Raw genomic sequence first — 20,447 nt, forward strand, 5'->3', positions numbered from 1 at the left:
CCTCGCCTACAACATCCTCCGCGCCATCAACATCAAAACCGCCGCAGCCTGAAAGCACCTGAAGCAAAAGAGGCCCCGGTTACCCGGAGCCTCCAATCGTTTCCACACAGCCTGCTCGATGGTCCGGGGCTTTTTTGTTGTCTTGATTTCAAAGCAATGGAGGACAAAGTGAGTAACGATCCCGTCGTCGCGATTGTCGGCGTCACTGGTGCAGTGGGCGCCGAATTCATCGCCACCATGGACAAGCGCGGCTTCCGCGTCGGCAAGCTCAAGGCGCTCGCCAGCGCACGCTCCGCCGGCAAGGCGGTATCGTTCCGCGGGCAGGAGATCGTCATCGAGGAATTGACCGAGCGCTCGTTCGAGGGCGTCGACGTCGCCCTGTTCTCGGCCGGCGGCAGCATCTCCAGGAAGTTCGCGCCCGTAGCGGTCAAGGCTGGCGCCGTCGTCGTCGATAACTCCTCCGCATTCCGCATGGATCCGAACGTGCCGCTGGTGATCCCCGAGATCAACGCGCGCCGCATCCGCGACCACAAGGGCATCATCGCCAACCCGAACTGCGCCGCGATCACCGCACTGGTGCCGCTGTGGCCGATCCACCAGAAGAACCGCATCAAGCGCGTGATCATCTCGACCTACCAGGCCGCGAGCGGCGCCGGGGCCGCCGCGATGGACGAGCTGGTCGAATCCACCCGGGCCAATCTCAACGGGCAGGTCTATACGCCCACGGTGATGCTGCACCCCTACGCCTTCAACCTCTTCAGCCACAACACGGCCGTCGATCCCGAGACCGGCTACAACGACGAAGAGACCAAGGTCATCAAGGAAACTCGCAAGATCTTCGAGGACGACAAGATCGCGATCGGCGTCACCTGCGTGCGCGTGCCCGTACTGCGCGCCCATTGCGAAGCCATCACCTTCGAATGCGAGAAGCCGATCAGCGAGGACCAGGTCCGCACCATGATGGCCCGGGCGCCCGGCGTGAAGGTGGTCGACGACCGCGCCAAGAACTACTTCCCGATGCCGATCGACGCCTCGGGCCAAGACGACGTCCTGGTCGGCCGCATCCGCAAGGATCTCAGCGATCCCTCAGGGCACTCGATTTCGATGTTCGTGGCGGCGGACCAGCTGCTCAAGGGCGCGGCGCTGAACGCGGTGCAGATCGCGGAGCTGCTGCCGCAGCGGGTGATGGCATAACGGAAGGCGGGTGGGTGAATGGCCGCGGCTACGCGAAGCGTAGTCCGCTGGCGCACCACCTCTTCTGCTTCCGCGAAGACTGACAGGGGTGGGTTACGCCCTACGGCCAACCCACCCTACGGCGCTGCCCGAAACAACAAGCACGCATCCCCATACGAATAAAACCGATACCCGGTCGTGATGGCGTGCGCATACGCGCCCTTCATCGTCGCCAGCCCTGAGAATGCCGACACCAGCATGAACAGCGTCGACTTCGGCAGATGGAAATTCGTCATGAGGACGTCGACCGCACGGAAGCGATAGCCGGGGGTGATGAAGATCGAGGTCTCCGCCGCGAATGGCTGGATCGTTCCGTCCTCGCGCGCTGCGCTCTCGAGCAGCCGCAATGACGTGGTGCCGACGGCGATGATGCGGTTGCCATTCTTTTTCGCGGCGTTGAGCCGCTCCGCCGTTTCGGCCGAGATCGTGCCCCACTCGGCGTGCATCTTATGCCCTTCGGTGTCGTCCACCTTGACCGGCAGGAACGTCCCTGCCCCGACATGCAGCGTGACGCGATTGATGCCGACGCCGCGCGCGCACAACGCCTCCTCCAATGCCGGCGTGAAATGCAGCCCCGCGGTCGGCGCGGCCACCGCGCCTTCGTTGGACGCGAACATGGTCTGGTAGTCGGCGAGATCCTGATCGTCGGGTGTGCGCTTGGAGGCGATGTAGGGCGGCAGCGGCGGGCTGCCGAGATCGGCGACGGCTTGATCCAGCGCCGGCCCGTGGAACGAGAAGGACAGCGTCACCTCGCCTTCGCTGCCCTTGGCTTCGACCTCGGCGTCGAGATGGCCCAGCAGGCAGACCTTGCCCTCGTTGCCGAAGCGGATGCGATCGCCGGCTGTGAGCTTCTTCGCCGGCTTGACCAGGGCCTGCCAGCGCGAGCCGTCGAGGCGCTTGATCAGCGTCGCCTCGATCTTGGGCTCGGTCTCGCGGCCGATACGGCGGCCCTTGAGCTGCGCCGCGATCACCTTGGTGTCGTTGACGACGAGCTGGTCGCCCGGCTTCAGCCATTGCGGCAGGTCGGCGATCGCCTGGTCGTGCAACGCGCCGTTCTCCACGACCAGCATCCGTGCGGAATCGCGCGGGCTCGCCGGGCGCAACGCGATGCGCTCGGCGGGCAGATCGAAATCGAAGAGATCGGTGCGCATGTCTCAATACCACAGTCATCCGGACCGCCGGCGCCCCAGGCGCGGCGATCCGGCAATCCCGAGATTGTGGCGCGAGATTCCGGGTTCGATGCTGCGCATCGCCCCGGAATGACGGATGACTATTCCTTGTCCGCGGCCATCCGCGCCTTGACGATCTTGTCCGGATTCATCACCGGCTCGCCGCGCTTGATCTTGTCGACGTTCTCCATGCCCTCGGTGACCTTGCCCCAGACCGTGTACTGGTTGTCGAGGAAGCGGGCGTCGTCGAAGCAGATGAAGAACTGGCTGTCGGCGGAATCCGGGTTTGCAGCGCGGGCCATCGAGGCGGTACCGCGCACATGCGGCTCCTTGTTGAACTCAGCCTTGAGCTTCTTGCCGGAGCCGCCGGTGCCGGTACCGTGCGGACAGCCCGTCTGCGCCATGAAGCCCTCGATCACACGATGGAAGACGATGCCGTCGTAAAAGCCCTCGCGGACCAGCTCCTTGATGCGCGCGACATGGCCGGGAGCCAGATCAGGCCGCATCTCGATCGTGACGGGGCCCTGCGTGGTCTCGAGGATCAGGGTGTTTTCGGTGACGCTCATGCTCGTCTCTCTTGCGTTTGGGGTGAAGTCTTGTCGGGCGACGTCTTGCGGCTGCGGAACTGGATGGCGAATGGACGCCCCGCTGCGGCGCCGGCCATTGCATCGGTAAATGGCACCGGCGTGCAGCGTTGCAACGCCTCCATCACCGCGATCCGGTATTGCAGCCGGTCATTGTCGGAAGCCTCCGCAGATTCATAGGTAATCCTCGGATGGCCCAGAATGTTTCCGGAGCGGTTAAAGCTCACGACGACGGTGATGTCGAGTGGGCGCGCCCTGGTGGGCGACGGCGGTCTCCAGCAGGTGCGCAGATGCCGGAAGATGTCCTGGATGGTGTTGACCTGCGCGTCCCCGGCGGCCGGACGGGGGATGCCAAGCAGCAGCATCGCGGCAACCAGCATGAGCCTGCCGCGGCGGCGCGCCACGGCCTGCGCCTACTTGATGTCGGATGCGACCTGCACCTTCACCATCTTGTCTGGATCGGTGACGCTGCCGCCGGGTGAGCCGGGAGGTGCCTTCTTCAGCTTGTCAACGACGTCCATGCCCTGCACGACCTCACCGATGACCGTGTACTGGCCATCGAGGCTGCCGCCGTCGGCGAACATGATGAAGAACTGCGAATTGGCGCTGTCGACGCTGTCCCCGCGCCGCGCCATTCCGACGATGCCGCGGGCGAAATGAACCTTGGAGAATTCCTGCTTCAGGTTCGGGTATTTCGAGCCGCCGGTGCCGTTGCCGTTCTGACCATCACCCGTCTGCGCCATGAAGCCGTCCATGACGCGGTGAAACGGAACGTTGTTGTAGAATCCCTCGCGCGCGAGCTGCTTGATGCGTTCGGCGTGCTGAGGGGCGATGTCGGTCCTGAGCTTGATGACGATGCGGCCCTTGGTGCTGTCGATGACGATGGCATTGGCCTTGTCGAGATTTGCCGGCAATTGCTGCGCCACCGCCGGCACCGCGAATACAAGCGCGGCAAGGACTGCGAGAATTCGGATCATGATAACTCCGGATCAGAGACAACAGGAATAGCGCCACATCAGGCGAATTTGGCCTTGAGCTGTGCAGCAACCAGCGGCGGGACGAAGGCCGAGACGTCTCCGCCCATACCAGCGATCTGGCGCACCAAAGTGGCGGTGATCGGGCGAACCGCGGGAGAAGCGGGCAGGAAGACAGTGTGCACCTCGGGCGCCATCGCCTCGTTCATGCCGGCGAGCTGCATCTCGTAATCCAGGTCGGTGCCATCGCGCAGGCCACGGATCATGATGGTTGCGCCATGCTTGCGCGCCGCGGTGACCGACAGATCGTCAAATGTGACGGCTTCGAGCACGCAGCCGGCCTGGGCCGCCACTGGCCCACAGACGTCATGAAGCATCTTCAGCCGCTCCTCGGTCGAGAACAGCGGCTTCTTGCCGGGGTGGACCCCGATCGCGACAACGAGCTTGTCGCACAGCGGCACACTGTGACGGACCACGTCCAGATGGCCGTTGGTGATGGGGTCGAAGGAACCTGGGTAAAAGGCGATGCGCGACATGGCATCCGTCCTACCGCGCCCGGGCCGCCCCGGCAAGCCGGCCGGGTTCCCTGTCGGATAGTCGGCAAACCCTGGTCGGATCGGCCGGATTGTTTCGTCCTCGGGGTAGCCACGAAACAAAACGGCGCAGAAACGAAACCATTTCCCGCATCGGCGAAGACGTCCGGAAACTGGCCATGGTTACTAATCCAGCTAACGAATGACGGGCCGCACACCGGGCGTGAGCGGCCGCATCACAGGGGACCGTCAATGCTCAAGACTCTTTCAGCGATCGCTCTGTCTGCGTGTGTCGCCGCGGCTCTCACCCTCCTGCCCGGCTTTGCCCCGAAGGTCGAAGCCAGCGTGCCGCAGCCGCTGGCCAAGGGCGACCGGCTCGATGTCCGCGCCATTGGCAGGGACTGCTCGCATCAGGCATGGCCGAACTTCGAGGCCTCGTGCCTGCGTCGCGCCGGCACCAAGGCCAACATCCGCGAAGCCCGTCTCGTCACCGCGGATCGCACCCCGTAGCCGGGTCTGACCACGCCGCATCCGCTGAGCGGTGCTTAGCCCGGCTTGAGCGGAGCGCAATCCGAGCTGCGGGCGAACGCTACTCCCCGTTCGCGCCGTTGCTCTCCGCCTCTTCGGTGATGTGCTCAACCGACACCACGTGCTCGTCCTCGGCGGTGTCAAACACGATGACGCCTTGGGTCGAGCGGCCGGCGATGCGGATGCCTTCGACCGGGCAGCGGATCAGTTGCCCCTTGTCCGTAACCAGCATGATCTGATCGGCCTCTTCCACGGGGAAGGACGCAACCAGGTTGCCGTTGCGATTGTTGACGCTCATGGCAACGATGCCTTTGCCGCCGCGGCCCGTGGTGCGGTACTCGTAGGACGAGGTCCGCTTGCCATAGCCGTTGACGGAAACCGTCAGCACGACCTGCTCCTGCGCCGACATCTCGGCATAACGCTCCTGCGACAGCTGGAAGCTGCCTGAGGTCTCCTCGGCCTCGGCATCGGCCGGAGCCTCTTCCACCGCAGCCTCGCCCGCCACCGCACGTCGCATCTTCAGGTACGCCGAGCGCTCATCCGACGTGGTCTCGACATGACGGAGGATCGCCAGCGAAATCACCTTGTCGCCCTCGCCGAGCGCGACGCCGCGCACGCCCATCGAGGTGCGCCCGGTGAACACGCGCACGTCGGTAACGGGGAAGCGGATGCACTGGCCGCCGGCCGCCGTCAGCAGCACGTCGTCGCGCTCGGTACAGATCTGCACGTCGACGATCGCCTCGTTGTCGTCGAGCTTCATCGCGATGATGCCGGAGCGGCGGACGTCGACGAAATCGGACAGCTTGTTGCGCCTGACGTTGCCGCCTGTCGTGGCGAACATCACGTCGAGCTGAGCCCAGGTCGATTCGTCCTCGGGCAAGGGCATGATGGTGGTGATCCGTTCGCCCTGCTCGAGCGGGAGGATGTTGATCAGCGCCTTGCCGCGCGCGTTCGGTGCCGCCATCGGCAGGCGCCAGACCTTTTCCTTGTAGACCTGCCCACGTGAGGAGAAGAACAGCACCGGCGTGTGCGTGGAGGCCACGAACAGGCGCGACACGAAATCCTCGTCGCGGGTCTGCATGCCGGAGCGGCCCTTGCCGCCGCGACGCTGTGCCCGGTAGGCCGACAGCGGCACGCGCTTGACGTAGCCGGCGTGCGACACGGTGACGACCATGTCCTCGCGCTGGATCAGGTCCTCGTCCTCGACCTCGCCTTCCTGCTCCATGATCACGGTGCGGCGCGGCGTGGCGAACTCCGCCTTCACCTCGGCGAGCTCGGTCTTGATGATGCCCAGCACGCGTTCGCGCGACCGAAGGATGTCGAGATAATCGGCGATCTCTCCGGCGAGCTTGTCGAGCTCCTCCCGGATTTCATCACGGCCGAGCGCGGTGAGACGCTGCAGGCGCAGGTCGAGAATGGCCCTCGCCTGCTCCATCGACAGCCGGATCGTGCCGTCCGCGCTGATGCGGTGGCGCGGATCGTCGATCAGCGTCAGCATGTCCTCGACGTCTCGGGCCGGCCAGTCGCGCGACATCAGAGTGTCGCGGGCGGCGGTCGGGTCGGGCGAGCTCCGGATGACGCGGATCATCTCGTCGATATTGGCGACCGCGATCGCGAGACCGACCAGGATATGCGCCCGATCGCGCGCCTTGGCGAGCAGGTACTTGGTGCGCCGCGTGACGACTCGCTCTCGGAAGTCTACGAAGATCGTCAGCAGGTCCTTCAGATGCATGATCCGCGGACGGCCGCTGTCGAGCGCCACCATGTTGACGCCGAAGCTCGTCTGCAGCGGCGTGAATCGGTACAGCTGGTTCAGCACCACATCCGGCACGGCGTCGCGCTTCAACTCGACGACGACGCGGTAGCCTTCGCGGTCGGATTCATCGCGCAGGTCGCCGATGCCCTCGATCTTCTTTTCTTTCACCAGCTCGGCGATGCGCTCGACCATCGTCGCCTTGTTCACCTGGTACGGAATCTCGGTGATGATGAGCGCCTCGCGCTCCTTGCGGATGGTCTCGATCGCGACCTTGCCGCGCATGACGACCGAGCCGCGACCGAGGTGATAGGCGGCGCGGATGCCCGCGCGGCCGAGAATGACGCCGCCGGTCGGGAAGTCAGGTCCCGGCACGATGTTGATGAGTTCGTCAATGGTGAGCGCAGGGTTGTCGATCAGAGCGACGCAGGCGTCGATGACCTCGCCGAGGTTGTGCGGCGGGATATTGGTCGCCATGCCGACCGCGATGCCGCCCGCGCCGTTTACCAGAAGGTTCGGGAACTTGGCCGGCAAGACCGACGGCTCGGTCTCGTTGTTGTCGTAGTTCGGCTGGAAGTCGACGGTATCCTTGTCGATGTCGGCCAGCAGAGCCAGCGCCGCCTTCGTCAGGCGCGCTTCGGTGTAACGATAGGCGGCCGCCGGATCGCCGTCGACCGAGCCGAAATTGCCCTGGCCGTCGATCAGCGGCACCCGCATCGAGAAGTCCTGCGCCATGCGGACCATGGCGTCGTAGATCGACTGGTCGCCGTGCGGGTGGTACTTACCGATGACGTCGCCGACCACGCGGGCGGACTTGACGTACTTCTTGTCGGGTGTGTGCCCCTGCTCGTTCATCGAGTACAGGATGCGGCGGTGCACCGGCTTCAGACCGTCGCGCGCATCGGGCAGCGCCCGCGCCACGATCACGCTCATGGCGTAGTCGAGATAGGACTTCTTCATCTCCTCGAAGATGGAGACGGGGCGAATATCCGAGGGTTGCGCCGGCTGGTCGCCGGGCTTGTCGTCGTCGTCAGCCAAGGGGAAATCCGGTGAGGTTTATCTGGGAATCATATAGCGCATCGGGCCTGTGATAACCACCCTCGCGCATGTCCCTGCAAGCGATTTTTCCGCCTATTTTTCCAACAACTTAGGCCCTTACGAACCCCGCTCCCGAGAGGCCCGGAATCGCCTCCCCTGCTCAATGGCGCGACGAACCGTCAGCCTGCTTGCCGGACGCAACTCAAGCTCGCTTCAAACATGAAGCGGGCCCGGAAAACCCGAGCCCGCCGCCGATCAACACGAATTGCTGCCACGACACGCTAAGCAGCCGACCAGACGGTGCGCCTTGGCTGTGCGGTCCGCGTTCTCAGAACGGGATATCATCGTCCATGTCGCTGTTGCGACCGCCGCCGGCTGCAACCGGCCGGCGCGGCGCACTGCTGACGGGACCGGAGGAGCCGAAATCGCCGCCGGGCTCATCGCCGAAGCTGCCGCCCCCTCCTCCGCCGCGGCCGTCGAGCATTGTCAGGGTCGAGTTGAAGCCCTGGAGCACGACTTCGGTAGAATACTTCTCCACGCCACTCTGGTCGGTCCACTTGCGGGTCTGCAGCGCGCCCTCGATGTAGACCTTCGCGCCCTTCTTCAGATACTGCTCGGCGACCTTGCAAAGCCCTTCATTGAAGATCACGACGCGATGCCACTCGGTCTTCTCCTTGCGCTCGCCGGTGTTCTTGTCACGCCACGTCTCCGAGGTGGCGATGCTCAGATTTGCGATCGGCCGCCCGTCCTGGGTCCGGCGGATTTCAGGATCCTTGCCGAGATTTCCAACCAGAATGACCTTGTTGACGCTTCCCGCCATCGCCGCTCTCCACTCCGAATGCCACTGAATTTCAATAGGGCGAGTCCCGCTGCCCGCGTTCCTCTGCGCCTCGTTGAGGCGACCCTATACGCTCGCGGCCCCGGATCGGCCCGTCGCACCGCAGGTTATCCCCACATATAGCACCAATTCCTCGCCTGTTCTAGATTTGTTCCAGAAAATCGATGGAACAACCTGGAATGGAACTCTGCCGAAAAATTTGAGGCGGGCGGGGAACCCGATGGAACTTTTTGCGGTTCCCGTGACAGCACGAAACTTAATGAACATCATCTACTTAGCTGGCTCACGATCGTGAGGGACTGTTGCATTTCGGAGACGGACTCGATCACCAAATCGCGCTACGGTTGACTCGGACTTGGACGTTATGGGCATCGCGCTTAACCGCTTCGGGGATCTCGCAAGAAGCGGACAACTTTGGAGGGCTTTAGGAAATGAGAAAGACCTTAGTAATTGCATTTGGGGCCGCTGCGCTGGGCCTCTCTGCTCCGGCAAACGCGGCGGATCTCGCCGCTCGTCCGTACACGAAAGCGCCGGTGGCTGCGCCCGCGCCGATCTACACCTGGACCGGTTTCTATGCTGGTATTCAGGGCGGTGGCGGCTGGGGCGACAGCGACGAGACGTTCTTCCTCCTTCCGAACGGCCCGGGCTTCGCAGGAACTCAGAACTACGACATCAGCGGCGGTTTCGTCGGTGGCGTGTTCGGCTATAATTGGCAGTCGGGCCCGGTCGTTTTCGGCATCGAGGGCGACTATCACTGGTCTGATATCAGCGGCCGTTCGGCGGAAATCAATGCCGGCCTAGGCGACACCTACTTCACGAAGATCCGCAGCTTCGGCGATATCAAGGGCCGTCTCGGCTATTCGACCGGTCCCGCTCTGTTCTTTGTCAGTGGCGGTGCCGCCGTTGGCGACCTGCAGCATCGCTATGATGTTCCTCTCGTCGGCAGTGTCGTGCGGAATGACTGGCGTTGGGGCTGGACCGTCGGCGCCGGCGCGGAATACATGTTCGCCCCGAACTGGTCCGCCAAGGTCGAGTACAACTACATCGATTTCGGCACAAGCACGCTGCAGTACACCGCTCCGGCTGTTGCCGCGAACCGCTCCGAGTGGACCGACACCGTTCACACGGTCAAGGCTGGCGTGAACTATCACTTCAACTGGGGCGCGCCCGCTCCGAGGTACTGATAGCGCGAATCGCGCGTGACGATCGAAGGCCGGCCTCGCGCCGGCCTTTGTCGTTTGGATGCAGCTCGCTCGGGGTAATGGGTCAGTAACCATCACCTTTTGTGACGTTGTGGCTTTTCGGAGACACAACTTGCAGCTTTGATGGTGTAAATGCAGCGCCAGTTGGGCCGTTGAGTCCGCTCCCTTCCGGTCACGGAAGGCAACAACAGAAACTGGTACTGGGATTAAGTTGAAAATGAAAAAGGTTTTGTTGGCTTCGGCCTGCTTGTTCGCCCTGGCAGCTCCTGCTTCGGCTGCTGATCTCGCGGCTCGCCCCTATACCAAGGCTCCGATGGTTCCGGCCGCTGCCGTCTACAACTGGACGGGCTTCTATCTCGGTATCGTCGGCGGCGGCGCCTGGGAAGCCTCTTCGGGCGACCCGAAGATGCAGGGCGGCTTCGTCGGCGGCACCGCTGGCTACAACTGGCAGGCCGGCAACGTCGTGTTCGGCCTCGAGGCCGATGGCGCCTGGGCAGACGTCAGCGCCTCGGCGGCTGGCACCGTTTTCGTCGCCGGCGTCGGCGGCGTCCCCGCTTCGGTGTCCTCGAGGACCGACGCGATGGGCACCGTGCGCGGTCGCATCGGCTGGGCCGTCAACAACGTGCTGCTGTACGGCACCGGCGGTTACGCCTGGATCGACAACAAGGTCACCGCCACCCTGGGCGCTGCCTCGATTTCCGACAGCAAGTTTCACTCCGGCTGGACCGTTGGCGCGGGTGTCGAGGCGTTCTTTGCTCCGCAGTGGTCGGTCAAGGGCGAGTACCTCTATCGCAGCCTCGGCGGCGAGACCTACTTCTCGGGTACCGTTCCCAGCGGCACGCTCAACCTTCACACCGTGCAGGTCGGCGTGAACTATCACTTCGGCGGCCCGGTCGTCGCGAAGTACTGATCACGACCGACGTCACATCGTCACGAAAGGCCGGCCTTGCGCCGGCCTTTTTTGTTTTGCCCGTTAGAGCTCCGAAAGTCCCTGCTGCCAGATGCCGCCAGCGCGCCAACAATCCGTTGACGATTCGCAAGTCGCACTGGAAATCCTCTGTCGTTCTTCCTACGTTCGCTGACATACCCATCGGCGCCGATCCGGTTCCGGGCGAAGCGCGCCTTTCCCTTGGCGCGATTGCGCGTCTTTGGGCTTCCTTGAGGACCAGCGGGATGGACGAAGTGATCAAGGCGAAGCGCCAACAACAGAACGCGGGCTCCAGCCTGCGCGCAATTACGATCCGCGGCGCGCGCGAGCACAACCTCAAGAATATCGACGTAGAGATTCCCCGCGACAAGCTCGTGGTGTTCACGGGCCTGTCGGGCTCCGGTAAATCCTCCCTCGCCTTCGACACCATCTACGCCGAGGGCCAGCGCCGTTACGTCGAATCGCTGTCGGCCTATGCCCGCCAGTTCCTGGAGATGATGCAGAAGCCGGACGTCGACCAGATCGACGGCCTGTCGCCGGCGATCTCGATCGAACAGAAGACCACCTCGAAGAACCCACGCTCCACCGTCGGTACCGTCACCGAGATCTACGATTACATGCGCCTGCTCTGGGCGCGCGTCGGCATACCCTATTCGCCGGCCACGGGCCTGCCGATCGAGAGCCAGACTGTCTCGCAGATGGTCGACCGCGTACTGGCGCTGCCGGAAGGCACCCGCCTCTATCTGCTCGCTCCGGTCGTGCGCGGCCGCAAGGGCGAGTACCGCAAGGAACTCGCCGAATGGCTCAAGAAGGGGTTTCAGCGCGTCAAGATCGACGGCACCTTCCATGAGCTTAGCGAGGCGCCGGCGCTCGACAAGAAATTCCCGCACGACATCGACGTCGTGGTGGACCGCATCGTCGTGCGCGCAGATATCGGTCAGCGCCTCGCGGAAAGCTTTGAGACCGCGCTGAAGCTCGCCGAAGGCCTAGCCGTCATCGAGTTCGCCGATGCACCCGCGACCGCGCCCGCGGAAGAGAAAAAGAAGACGGCGAAGATCCACGACAAGAGCGGCCCCGAGCGCATCCTGTTCTCGGAGAAATTCGCTTGCCCGGTCTCGGGCTTCACCATCCCCGAGATCGAGCCGCGCCTGTTCTCGTTCAACAATCCCTATGGCGCCTGTCCGGCCTGTGGCGGCCTCGGTGTCGAGCAGCATGTCGACGAGGACCTCGTCATTCCCGAGAAGGATCTGACGCTGCGCAAGGGCGCGATCGCGCCCTGGGCCAAATCGTCATCACCCTATTACGTGCAGACGCTGACCGCGCTCGGCAAGCATTACAAGTTCACGCTCGACACCAAGTGGAAGGATCTGCCGAAGAAGACGAGAGACGCACTTCTCTACGGCTCCGGCGAGGACGAGATAAAGTTCTCCTACGAAGACGGCGTTCGCTCCTACGACACCAAGAAGCCGTTCGAGGGTGTCATCACCAACATCAACCGCCGCTATCGCGAGACCGAGAGCGAGTGGGCCCGCGAGGAGCTGGCGAAATATTTCCACGACGTACCCTGCGAAGGCTGCAAGGGCTTCCGGCTCAAGCCGGAGGCACTTTGCGTCAAGATCGGGGGCAAGCATATCGGCGAAATCTCGGAGCTGTCGGTCAAGAAGGCCGGCGAGTGGTTCGAAGGCGTGCCTGATACGCTGAACAAGCAGCAGAACGAGATCGCCGGCCGCATTCTGAAAGAGATCCGCGAGCGCCTCACCTTCCTGCTCGACGTCGGCCTCAACTATCTCACGCTGTCCCGCTCCTCCGGCACGCTGTCGGGCGGCGAGAGCCAGCGCATCCGCCTGGCCTCGCAGATCGGCTCGGGTCTGACGGGCGTGCTCTACGTCCTGGACGAGCCTTCGATCGGCCTGCATCAGCGCGACAACGCGCGCCTGCTCGATACGCTGAAGCGGCTGCGCGACCTCGGCAACACCGTGGTCGTGGTCGAGCATGACGAGGACGCCATCCGCCTCGCCGACTACGTGCTCGACATCGGCCCCGGCGCCGGCATGCATGGCGGCAACATCGTCGCCGAAGGCACGCCCGCCGAGATCATGCGCAACCCGAAATCGCTGACTGGCAAGTATCTCACCGGCGAACTCGAGGTCGAGGTGCCGGAGCGGCGCCCGCCGAACCATCGCCGCACCATCAAGGTGGTGAACGCGCGTGGCAATAACCTCAAGAACGTCACCGCCGAGATCCCGCTCGGCCTGTTCACCTGCGTCACCGGCGTCTCCGGCGGCGGCAAGTCGACGCTGCTGATCGACACGCTCTATCGCGCCATCGCCCGCAAGCTCAACAACGCCAGCGAAGGCGCCGCGCCGCACGATCGCATCGAAGGCCTCGAGCACATCGACAAGATCATCGACATCGACCAGTCGCCGATCGGCCGCACCCCGCGCTCGAATCCGGCGACCTATACCGGCGCGTTCACGCCGATCCGCGAATGGTTCGCCGGCCTGCCGGAGGCGAAAGCGCGCGGCTACGAGCCGGGTCGCTTCTCCTTCAACGTCAAGGGCGGCCGCTGCGAGGCGTGCCAGGGCGACGGCGTCATCAAGATCGAGATGCACTTCCTGCCCGACGTCTACGTCACCTGCGACGTCTGCAAGGGCAAGCGCTACAACCGCGAGACGCTGGAAGTGCTGTTCAAGGGCAAGAGCATCGCCGACGTGCTCGACATGACGGTCGAGGAAGCCGCCGAGTTCTTCAAGGCAGTGCCGCGCGTGCGCGAGACCTTCAACACGCTGCACCGCGTCGGCCTCGACTACATCCATGTCGGCCAGCAGGCGACGACGCTCTCGGGCGGCGAAGCCCAGCGCGTCAAGCTCGCCAAGGAGCTGTCCAAGCGCGCCACCGGCCGCACGCTCTACATCCTGGACGAGCCCACCACCGGCCTGCACTTCCACGACGTCAAGAAGCTCCTGGAGGTGCTGCACGAGTTGGTGGCGCAAGGCAACACCGTCGTCGTCATCGAGCACAATCTCGAAGTCATCAAGACCGCCGACTGGGTCATCGACCTCGGCCCCGAAGGCGGCGACGGCGGCGGCGAGATCGTGGCGTGGGGCCCGCCCGAGGACATCGCGAAGGCGCCGCGCAGCTATACGGGGAAGTTCCTGGCGCCGGTGCTGGAGAAAGCGCGGAAGCCGAAGCGAAGGCGTGCGGCGAGCGAGGCGGCGGAGTAGGTAGCGAAATAGGGCGAGCCATCGGCGCGCATAGGATGGAATGAACAAGGCCAACCCGCCCTACTCCCTCGCCATCTTCGACCTCGACGGCACCCTCGCCGATAGCTTCCCGTGGTTCCTGCGCACCATCAACGACGTCGCCGATCACTTCAATTTTCGCCGCGTCGCGCAAGAGGACATCGAGGAGCTGCGGCATGCCTCGAGCCGCGAAATCCTTTCCCGGCTCAAGGTGCCCTTGTGGAAGCTGCCGGCGATTGCGCGGCATGCGCGGCGGCTGAAGGCGGAGGCAGCTGGCGAGATTTCGCTGTTTGCGGGCGTCGAGGCGATGCTGCGGATGCTCGCCGACAACGGCGTGCAGATGGCGCTCGTGACCTCCGACAGCGAAGCCAACGCGCGCGAGAAGCTCGGAGACGCCGCGGCGCTGTTTTCACATTTCGACTGCGCGGCTTCGTTGTTCGGCAAGCCCGCGAAATTCCGCAGGGTCATCCGCCGCGCCGGCGTCGCGCCTGCCCGGGTGATTTCGATCGGCGACGAGGTTCGTGACATCGACGCCGCGCGGGCCGTCGGGATCGCTTGCGGTGCAGTGTGCTGGGGTTATGCGGCACCCGCGGCGCTGCAAGCGCTTCGGCCCGACCATGTGTTCGAGCAGATCAGTGACATCGCGCCGGCCCTGATCGGTGCCAGAAATCCCATGCAGGCTTAGCTGCCGCGGGGCGGATCGTGCTTCTCCATCGAGACCGCGATCCGCTCCAGCAAGCCGTTCATCCGCCGGGTCTCGGCCACCTGCTGCTCGTAAAGCTCGATCAAGGTCGCACCGGACGATCCGCGCGCCTGCATGCCGTTTCGTCGCGAGAACCAGAACCAGAACCCGATCAGAAGCACGAACGGCAGCCACGCCACCGCGAGTTCGACCCATTTATTGTCCATTGCAAATGTTTCCGCTTCCTGCCGTGCATCTCTCGATGGAGAATCAATCCTGGAGAGCATCTGTCGGCGTAAGGCGGCTTGCGGTTCGAGCACGAGGCCCCGCATGGACCAAGGTGGGATCCCGCCACCCGGCCCGGCACTAGCTCACTCGCCGGATCGACCGGCAGCCTTGCGCGACGCCCCTCCTCCGATTTCCTTGTCCAGGCACGCAAAAGCCTCCTTCACGTGGGTGGCCAGAGGTCGCTTGCCCTGGTCGCGATTCCAATTGTCGATCGCCAGGCGCAGCGCTCCAACCGACATCATAGCGACCACGCGCAGCGCAGCCTGGCGATGGGGCTGCGCCCACATCTGGCGCAGCGCCTCGAATACGGCTTCTTCCTTCTCGACGTATTTCGCCTGCTGCCGGATGCGAAGCGCCTCGTTCGCAGACATCACGCGTTCGATCACCTTGGTCTGCTTGTAGTCGACCTGAAAGCGGGCCGTCAGGTCCAGCAAGGCGCTCTTCACGGCATCGAGAGGCGACTGCCTGGTCGTTTGCTCCAGCACGGCGGCACGCAGCGTCTCGCTGAACCCGCCGTCCTGCCAGGCCAGGAGGATCTCTTCCTTGGACTTGAAGTAGTAGAAGAACGTCCGCCGCGAGATCCCCGCCGCCTCCGCGATCGCGTCCAGCGTGGTGGCGTCGTAGCCCTTGGTCAGGAACAATTTCAGGCCTTGCTCGGCGATACGATGCTGCGTTTCGCGCCGCTTCCGTTCGCGCAGGCCTTCCTCCTTTCGGGGCGAATTTTTCATCGCCCGTTTCTGCCATGAAATCGACCAGTTTGCAAAATTACACTAAGTGCAATTTAAACTTACACTCGGTGAGACTTTGAGCAAGGTGCATTCATGGTGAACCGGTCGGGCGGCGACACTCCCTCTCGGCATGTTCGATCTGCGCGCAGCGCCGGCGAAGCAATCGCTCCTGAAAATATGACGCGACGGCGCCTCGGCACCATGCTGCTCGCAGCCGCGGTTACAGCGGCGCTCACCGCACATCCAGCGCAAGCGCAGTCCGCTCCGCCCGCTTTCATCGATTTCGACTGGGCCGATCCCGCGCGTTCGCGGCCCGTTCCGGCGCGCCTGCACTGGCCGACGGATGCCGCGCCGGGATCGCGTGTGCCGCTCATCGTGTTCTCCCACGGCCTCGGTGGCTCTCGCCGCGGCTACAGCTATCTGGGGCGATATTGGTCGGCCCGCGGCATTGCCAGCTTGCATGTCCAGCATGCGGGCAGCGATTCGTCGCTCTGGGCGGGCAATCCCCTCGCCGTCGTGGACCGCTTGCAGCGAGCCGCCCATGAGAGCGAGGCGCTGGCGCGAGCCTTGGACCTGCGCTTCGCCCTGGATCGCATGCTGTCGAGTCCCTATGGCGCCCACGTCGATCGCCGGCGCGTCGTAGCGGCGGGGCATTCATATGGAGCGAACACCGCTCTTGTTGCCGTTGGCGCCCGCGTGATGCGCGAAGGGAGATGGGTGGAGGCCCGGGACCCGCGCTTTGGAGCCGCCATCGTCATCTCGGCCCCTCCATTCTATGGCGAGTCCGATCTTGCCTCGGTGCTGAGCAGGATCACCGTTCCAACCCTTCATGTGACGGCGACGAACGACGTCATTCAGATTCCCGGATACTACTCGCCCGCTGCCGACCGGTTGAAGGTCTTCAACGCCATCGCCACACCGCGAAAGCTGCTCGCCGTGTTCGAAGGTGGTTCGCACAGCGTCTTCACCGATCGCGCCTTCACGGGTGGTCCGGCTCTCAACCCCAAAGTCAAGCTCGCGACCGCCGAGCTCAGTCTGGCCTTTCTCGACCTGGTTTTCGAAGGCAACGGGGCAACGCTGGCGCGCTGGAATGTCACTTGGCAGCCGTTGCTGGCGTCGGCGCCGGGGGCCGCACCTTCTCCCCTGCCCGCCGCGCATTCCCGGCGCATGGCCCAGGGAGCGACCGATCTCGTTTCCTCGCCATGAGATGGCCCGCGGTAGCAGTCTTGAACTTGATGGCGGCCGGTTGCGCGGCCGCCCCGCTCGAACGCGCCGGGTCGCTCGCCTCATACGACAATCTTACGCCGTCCGATGGTCTGCTGACGAAGTCGCAGCTCCGGATCAGCAAGGCCGATGTTCTCGCAGCGAAGACGGCTCGCATCGAGCCGACCGCCTTCACGGCAGCCGCGGCGAGCCGGCCGTTCTCGCAGCAGCAGCGCACGCTGATCAAGAATGCGGTCAACAGATCGATGTGTCTTGCGCTGAGCGAGCGCTTCCGGATCGTGGCCACCACGGAGGCTGCGGACTTGAATGTTCGCGCGATCATCACACACATTGCGCCGACCGATGCGACGGCAGCGGGCGTCTCCAAGGTCGCGAGCGTTGTGCCGTCCATCGTTGCTCCCGGCGTGCCCATTCCGGTGCCGCGGCTTCCAATTGGACTTGGGAGCCTGTCCGTCGAGGCCGAGGCCCGCGATCGCAGCGGCAACCAACAGGCGGCCATGATCTGGGCGCGCGGGGCGAATTCCTTCACCAGCTCTCCGCGTGTATCGAGCGATGGCGACGCCTATGATCTTGCCGACGCTTTCGGAAGCGATTTCGGGAGGTTTTTGGTGACCGCGGAGAGTCCGTTCGGGAAGGTCCCAGCGCCTCCGTCCGCCGACAGATTGAGCGCCTCGCTCGGTGGCGCGCCCAAGGAAGCGATCTGCGAGACATTCGGCCGAGCGCCGGGATTGGCCGGCCTCGTCGGAGAACGGATCGGCTTGCCGCCGGACTGGACCGATCGGGGTGCGCCAGAGGACGCCGTGTCAGAGGCGCAGAACGTCAATTGAGCTTTGGCGGAATGGTTCTGGGTTGAGACCCGGCAGCCGCACCGTTCGAAAACGCCCCACGCTTGCGCGCGGCCGCTCCTTCATCGCTCCATCAACCCCAGCCCTATCCAGCTTGAGGCCCTGCATCGGCCGATTTGGGCCCCTTTGGGAAAGTCGCCGCGGGTTTTGACGAACTACTCGGTCCTGCGCAAAAACACCCCGAACGCGCGCGGGCCGTCGCCGGTCTTGATCTCACCCACGACTTTCAGTTCGGCCGCATCGATGATGCTGAGCGTGTTGCTCTCCCAGCAGGCAACGATGATGCGCTTGCCGTCCGCGGTTGCCGCGATGCCTTCGGGATAATCGCCGACACTGATGCGCTTGATCGGCTTCAAGCTCGCCAAGTCGAACACGGTGACGGTGCCGCCATATTGGTCGGTGACGAAGCCGCGGCCCTGCGTCAGCGCCACCGCATAGGGGCGCATCCCTGCCGGTACACGGCCGATTTCGCGGGCCTCCGCTATATCGATGACCGAGACATCGTCGGAGCCGACATTGGCGGTATAGGCGCGCCTGCCATCGGCGTCGATGATGATGCCGAACGGGCGCGTACCGACCTTGATTATGGCCTTGCGCTGGCGCGTCGCGGTGTCCACCACCGAGACACTGTCGTCGTCACGGTCGGCCGAGAGCAGCAGCTCGCCATCCGGCGTCACCGCGAGGCCCGATGGCGAGGCGCCGACTGCGATGCTGGCCGTGACGCTGCGCGAGGCCGTATCGATCACCCGCACCGCAGCGGCATACCAGTCGGCGACATAGGCGGTACGGCCATCGGGTGCGACGGCAATGCCGAGCGGTCCGCCGCCGACCTCGATCCGCCCCGTGACTTGCCGCGCGGCCGCGTCCACCACCGTCACCGCCTTGGCGTCGGGACTCGTCACATAGGCAAAACGCCCGTCTGTGCTGACGGCCACGCCCGCCGGCTTGCCGCCGATCGGGATCGTCGCAACGCTGCGCGACGTCGCGAGATCCACCACCATCAGATCATCGCTCAGCTGGTTGGTGACGAACGCCTCTTCGGCGACTGCAGTGCCGAGCGCAAGGCCGCCAAGGCCGGCGGCTAGCGCCGCCAGAGCCAGCGCGCGCACGATCAGCTACCGCTCTCGATCTTCTTCTTGAGGGCCTCGAGCCCGGCCTTGTACAGCCCGCTCACTGCAGCCTTGGCAGCCTCGTCGTTCAGCTCCGGCGGCGGATCGTTGTTGGGATAGCCGCGGTAGAACGCGCCGGCCCATTCCACCTTCGCCTTGCCATCGGATGCAGGCGACACCGTCAACGTCGAGGAATAATTGGTGACGGGCAACACCTTCACGTCCACCTTGGTGATCCGATACGAATAGCTCAACATGTCGGGCTCGTATTTATAGAGCTCCTCCTCGACCGTCGCGCCGCCCGCAAGGGTCAGCGTCCGTGTCGCGCCGATCTCGTTGCCCTTTTCGCCCGTGGTCTTGGTGACGGGTGGAAGCCAGCTCATGTCCTGAAAATTGCGGATCGCGGCCCAGACCTTCTCCTGCGGAGCATTGATCTCGATGGCTTCCCGTACCTTCTGCCGTGTCGGCCCGTGGGCCCGAACCGGTTCAAAGGCAGCCGTCAGAGTCATCCCCGCAACCACCAGCGCCGCCACCCCGGCGATCGCCGCTCCGCTTCTCATCCTCATGTCGTTTCCTCATCCTTCGATCTGCGCGACTTGGGGCGCGCTGAGATCATCGTAGCGCATTTTTGGACTCTGGGGAGACTTGTTCGTGGCACGGTTGTGGCGAGGCCCTAGCCGTCGTCGCCGCGGAAAGAACCCGGATTGCTTCGCTCCGCTCGCAATGACGACGGAGAGAGCGGCCGCCGACTGCGCCATCACTCGGCCAGCGTCGCTTCTACGAACCCACGGGGATCTGCGCAGAACTCCCGCATCAGGCGGTAGTGATCCGTCTCCTCCACCGTCACGGGTTCAAGTCCATGCTTTGTCAACTGCAGAAGCCGCGCGTTGGGATAGGCCATCAGCATCGGGGAATGTGTCGCCATGATGACCTGACAATTCCTGGAGGTGTCCATGCGGTGCAGCAGCTTCAAGAACTCCATCTGGCGCGCGGGCGACAGCGCCGATTCCGGCTCGTCGAAGATGAAGATGCCCTGCTTCTGACATCGCTCCTGGAAGAAGCGCAGAAAGCCTTCGCCGTGGGAGTAGGACAGAAAATCGGGCGGCATGTCGGAGACTTCGTCGAGATATCGCGCAACGGAGAAGAAAGTCTCGGCGCGGAAGAACCAGCCGTTGGTGATCTTCGGCACCCACCCGGCGCGAAGCGCGGCCGACAACTCCCCGCCCATGATCTCGCGCGCACTGGAATGATCGACCGCGCGATAGCCTTTGCCCCCGCCGGCGTCGTCATAACCGGCGAGCGCTGCAATGCCCTCCAGGATGGTCGATTTGCCGGTGCCGTTCTCGCCGACGATGATGGTGATCGCGGTGTCGAAGCTCAGATCGAATTCTTGGCGGAAGATCGGAAGGCAGTACGGATACGTTTCCCAGTCGGGGACCAGCGTGCGGTCGAGCCAGACGCGCCGAAGATAGGGAGCCGGCAGCCTGATGTCCCGCTGTCGCCCTCGCATCTCCAGCCCTCCCTTTGCCTCGTCCGGTCACAGGAACAT

General features: G+C 64.2%; 20 protein-coding genes. 8 read left to right on the forward strand and 12 right to left on the reverse strand.

Annotation, left to right across the window (positions count from 1 at the left end; translation table 11 throughout):
* Nucleotides 1-156 precede the first annotated feature (156 nt).
* Entirely contained in the window at nucleotides 157-1,194 is a 1,038-nt protein-coding gene (locus ASG57_RS23105) for an aspartate-semialdehyde dehydrogenase (protein WP_057197582.1), read from the forward strand.
* 116 nt (nucleotides 1,195-1,310) lie between these two features.
* Here the strand turns inward: ASG57_RS23105 and queA are convergent, their stop codons facing one another.
* The 5 genes from queA to coaD all read right to left on the reverse strand — a co-directional run bounded on the left by queA (nucleotide 1,311) and on the right by coaD (nucleotide 4,496).
* Nucleotides 1,311-2,384 (reverse strand): tRNA preQ1(34) S-adenosylmethionine ribosyltransferase-isomerase QueA, encoded by a 1,074-nt coding sequence (gene queA, locus ASG57_RS23110; RefSeq protein WP_057197584.1) that lies wholly within the window; start codon nucleotides 2,382-2,384, stop codon nucleotides 1,311-1,313.
* Nucleotides 2,385-2,503: 119 nt separating this feature from the next.
* Nucleotides 2,504-2,968: a peptidylprolyl isomerase gene (locus ASG57_RS23115; RefSeq protein ID WP_024342731.1), complete on the reverse strand. Its 465-nt coding sequence runs from the start codon at nucleotides 2,966-2,968 to the stop codon at nucleotides 2,504-2,506.
* On the reverse strand, nucleotides 2,965-3,390 hold the full coding sequence (locus ASG57_RS23120; protein WP_057197586.1) for a UCP034077 family protein: 426 nt from the start codon (nucleotides 3,388-3,390) through the stop codon (nucleotides 2,965-2,967). The genes ASG57_RS23115 and ASG57_RS23120 overlap by 4 nt, the downstream gene beginning before the upstream one ends.
* 9 nt (nucleotides 3,391-3,399) lie before the next feature.
* The gene (locus ASG57_RS23125; protein WP_057197588.1) at nucleotides 3,400-3,963 is read right to left on the reverse strand and encodes a peptidylprolyl isomerase; all 564 of its coding nucleotides are present in this window, start codon (nucleotides 3,961-3,963) and stop codon (nucleotides 3,400-3,402) included.
* A 38-nt stretch (nucleotides 3,964-4,001) separates the two neighbouring features.
* Entirely contained in the window at nucleotides 4,002-4,496 is a 495-nt protein-coding gene (gene coaD / locus ASG57_RS23130) for a pantetheine-phosphate adenylyltransferase (RefSeq protein ID WP_024342728.1), read from the reverse strand.
* A gap of 249 nt (nucleotides 4,497-4,745) precedes the next feature.
* Here coaD and ASG57_RS23135 point away from each other — a divergent pair, with 249 nt between their 5' ends.
* Nucleotides 4,746-5,003: a hypothetical protein gene (locus tag ASG57_RS23135; RefSeq protein ID WP_024342727.1), complete on the forward strand. Its 258-nt coding sequence runs from the start codon at nucleotides 4,746-4,748 to the stop codon at nucleotides 5,001-5,003.
* 79 nt (nucleotides 5,004-5,082) lie between these two features.
* Here the strand turns inward: ASG57_RS23135 and gyrA are convergent, their stop codons facing one another.
* Nucleotides 5,083-7,812 (reverse strand): DNA gyrase subunit A, encoded by a 2,730-nt coding sequence (gene gyrA, locus ASG57_RS23140; protein ID WP_057197591.1) that lies wholly within the window; start codon nucleotides 7,810-7,812, stop codon nucleotides 5,083-5,085.
* A 328-nt stretch (nucleotides 7,813-8,140) separates the two neighbouring features.
* Nucleotides 8,141-8,632 carry a single-stranded DNA-binding protein gene (locus ASG57_RS23145; RefSeq protein ID WP_024342725.1) on the reverse strand — a complete coding sequence of 164 codons (492 nt, stop codon included), beginning with the start codon at nucleotides 8,630-8,632 and terminating at the stop codon, nucleotides 8,141-8,143.
* A gap of 449 nt (nucleotides 8,633-9,081) precedes the next feature.
* Between ASG57_RS23145 and ASG57_RS23150 the strand changes: the two genes are divergently transcribed.
* The 4 genes from ASG57_RS23150 to ASG57_RS23165 all read left to right on the forward strand — a co-directional run bounded on the left by ASG57_RS23150 (nucleotide 9,082) and on the right by ASG57_RS23165 (nucleotide 14,707).
* On the forward strand, nucleotides 9,082-9,834 hold the full coding sequence (locus tag ASG57_RS23150) for an outer membrane protein (RefSeq protein WP_024342724.1): 753 nt from the start codon (nucleotides 9,082-9,084) through the stop codon (nucleotides 9,832-9,834).
* A gap of 235 nt (nucleotides 9,835-10,069) precedes the next feature.
* A complete protein-coding gene (locus ASG57_RS23155) occupies nucleotides 10,070-10,762 on the forward strand; it encodes an outer membrane protein (protein WP_057197593.1) in 693 nt (230 codons plus the stop codon).
* 263 nt (nucleotides 10,763-11,025) lie between these two features.
* The gene (gene uvrA / locus ASG57_RS23160; protein WP_024342722.1) at nucleotides 11,026-14,004 is read left to right on the forward strand and encodes an excinuclease ABC subunit UvrA; all 2,979 of its coding nucleotides are present in this window, start codon (nucleotides 11,026-11,028) and stop codon (nucleotides 14,002-14,004) included.
* Nucleotides 14,005-14,044: 40 nt separating this feature from the next.
* Nucleotides 14,045-14,707, forward strand: a complete 663-nt coding sequence (locus tag ASG57_RS23165; protein ID WP_057197594.1) for an HAD-IA family hydrolase — start codon at nucleotides 14,045-14,047, stop codon at nucleotides 14,705-14,707.
* Here the strand turns inward: ASG57_RS23165 and ASG57_RS23170 are convergent.
* Together ASG57_RS23170 and ASG57_RS23175 are read right to left on the reverse strand one after the other, a co-directional pair.
* Nucleotides 14,704-14,931: a hypothetical protein gene (locus ASG57_RS23170; RefSeq protein WP_057197597.1), complete on the reverse strand. Its 228-nt coding sequence runs from the start codon at nucleotides 14,929-14,931 to the stop codon at nucleotides 14,704-14,706. The genes ASG57_RS23165 and ASG57_RS23170 overlap by 4 nt on opposite strands.
* 144 nt (nucleotides 14,932-15,075) lie before the next feature.
* Nucleotides 15,076-15,720 carry a TetR/AcrR family transcriptional regulator gene (locus ASG57_RS23175; protein WP_057197599.1) on the reverse strand — a complete coding sequence of 215 codons (645 nt, stop codon included), beginning with the start codon at nucleotides 15,718-15,720 and terminating at the stop codon, nucleotides 15,076-15,078.
* 177 nt (nucleotides 15,721-15,897) lie between these two features.
* On the opposite strand from ASG57_RS23175, the gene ASG57_RS23180 reads away from it, so the two are divergent.
* Nucleotides 15,898-16,926 carry an alpha/beta hydrolase family protein gene (locus tag ASG57_RS23180; protein ID WP_057197601.1) on the forward strand — a complete coding sequence of 343 codons (1,029 nt, stop codon included), beginning with the start codon at nucleotides 15,898-15,900 and terminating at the stop codon, nucleotides 16,924-16,926.
* A 29-nt stretch (nucleotides 16,927-16,955) separates the two neighbouring features.
* Nucleotides 16,956-17,771, forward strand: a complete 816-nt coding sequence (locus ASG57_RS23185; protein WP_230646804.1) for a DUF3313 domain-containing protein — start codon at nucleotides 16,956-16,958, stop codon at nucleotides 17,769-17,771.
* 173 nt (nucleotides 17,772-17,944) lie between these two features.
* Here the strand turns inward: ASG57_RS23185 and ASG57_RS23190 are convergent, their stop codons facing one another.
* From ASG57_RS23190 to ASG57_RS23200, 3 genes are all read right to left on the reverse strand, one after another.
* Nucleotides 17,945-18,898 carry a YVTN family beta-propeller repeat protein gene (locus tag ASG57_RS23190; RefSeq protein WP_057197604.1) on the reverse strand — a complete coding sequence of 318 codons (954 nt, stop codon included), beginning with the start codon at nucleotides 18,896-18,898 and terminating at the stop codon, nucleotides 17,945-17,947.
* Nucleotides 18,899-18,900: 2 nt separating this feature from the next.
* Nucleotides 18,901-19,464 carry an SRPBCC family protein gene (locus ASG57_RS23195; RefSeq protein ID WP_057197606.1) on the reverse strand — a complete coding sequence of 188 codons (564 nt, stop codon included), beginning with the start codon at nucleotides 19,462-19,464 and terminating at the stop codon, nucleotides 18,901-18,903.
* Between the two features lie 191 nt (nucleotides 19,465-19,655).
* On the reverse strand, nucleotides 19,656-20,408 hold the full coding sequence (locus tag ASG57_RS23200) for an AAA family ATPase (protein WP_057197608.1): 753 nt from the start codon (nucleotides 20,406-20,408) through the stop codon (nucleotides 19,656-19,658).
* Nucleotides 20,409-20,447: the final 39 nt, after the last annotated feature.

This window comes from Bradyrhizobium sp. Leaf396, assembly GCF_001424605.1.
Lineage (GTDB): Bacteria > Pseudomonadota > Alphaproteobacteria > Rhizobiales > Xanthobacteraceae > Bradyrhizobium > Bradyrhizobium japonicum_C.

What these genes read in the sequence shown, in the direction of transcription:
- ASG57_RS23105 (WP_057197582.1), top strand. Translation starts at nt 157, where the DNA reads ATGGAGGACAAAGTGAGTAACGATCCCGTCGTCGCGATTGTCGGCGTC.
- queA (WP_057197584.1), bottom strand. Translation starts at nt 2,384, where the DNA reads ATGCGCACCGATCTCTTCGATTTCGATCTGCCCGCCGAGCGCATCGCG.
- ASG57_RS23115 (WP_024342731.1), bottom strand. Translation starts at nt 2,968, where the DNA reads ATGAGCGTCACCGAAAACACCCTGATCCTCGAGACCACGCAGGGCCCC.
- ASG57_RS23125 (WP_057197588.1), bottom strand. Translation starts at nt 3,963, where the DNA reads ATGATCCGAATTCTCGCAGTCCTTGCCGCGCTTGTATTCGCGGTGCCG.
- coaD (WP_024342728.1), bottom strand. Translation starts at nt 4,496, where the DNA reads ATGTCGCGCATCGCCTTTTACCCAGGTTCCTTCGACCCCATCACCAAC.
- ASG57_RS23135 (WP_024342727.1), top strand. Translation starts at nt 4,746, where the DNA reads ATGCTCAAGACTCTTTCAGCGATCGCTCTGTCTGCGTGTGTCGCCGCG.
- ASG57_RS23145 (WP_024342725.1), bottom strand. Translation starts at nt 8,632, where the DNA reads ATGGCGGGAAGCGTCAACAAGGTCATTCTGGTTGGAAATCTCGGCAAG.
- ASG57_RS23150 (WP_024342724.1), top strand. Translation starts at nt 9,082, where the DNA reads ATGAGAAAGACCTTAGTAATTGCATTTGGGGCCGCTGCGCTGGGCCTC.
- ASG57_RS23155 (WP_057197593.1), top strand. Translation starts at nt 10,070, where the DNA reads ATGAAAAAGGTTTTGTTGGCTTCGGCCTGCTTGTTCGCCCTGGCAGCT.
- uvrA (WP_024342722.1), top strand. Translation starts at nt 11,026, where the DNA reads ATGGACGAAGTGATCAAGGCGAAGCGCCAACAACAGAACGCGGGCTCC.
- ASG57_RS23165 (WP_057197594.1), top strand. Translation starts at nt 14,045, where the DNA reads ATGAACAAGGCCAACCCGCCCTACTCCCTCGCCATCTTCGACCTCGAC.
- ASG57_RS23170 (WP_057197597.1), bottom strand. Translation starts at nt 14,931, where the DNA reads ATGGACAATAAATGGGTCGAACTCGCGGTGGCGTGGCTGCCGTTCGTG.
- ASG57_RS23175 (WP_057197599.1), bottom strand. Translation starts at nt 15,720, where the DNA reads ATGAAAAATTCGCCCCGAAAGGAGGAAGGCCTGCGCGAACGGAAGCGG.
- ASG57_RS23180 (WP_057197601.1), top strand. Translation starts at nt 15,898, where the DNA reads ATGACGCGACGGCGCCTCGGCACCATGCTGCTCGCAGCCGCGGTTACA.
- ASG57_RS23185 (WP_230646804.1), top strand. Translation starts at nt 16,956, where the DNA reads ATGGCGGCCGGTTGCGCGGCCGCCCCGCTCGAACGCGCCGGGTCGCTC.
- ASG57_RS23195 (WP_057197606.1), bottom strand. Translation starts at nt 19,464, where the DNA reads ATGAGGATGAGAAGCGGAGCGGCGATCGCCGGGGTGGCGGCGCTGGTG.
- ASG57_RS23200 (WP_057197608.1), bottom strand. Translation starts at nt 20,408, where the DNA reads ATGCGAGGGCGACAGCGGGACATCAGGCTGCCGGCTCCCTATCTTCGG.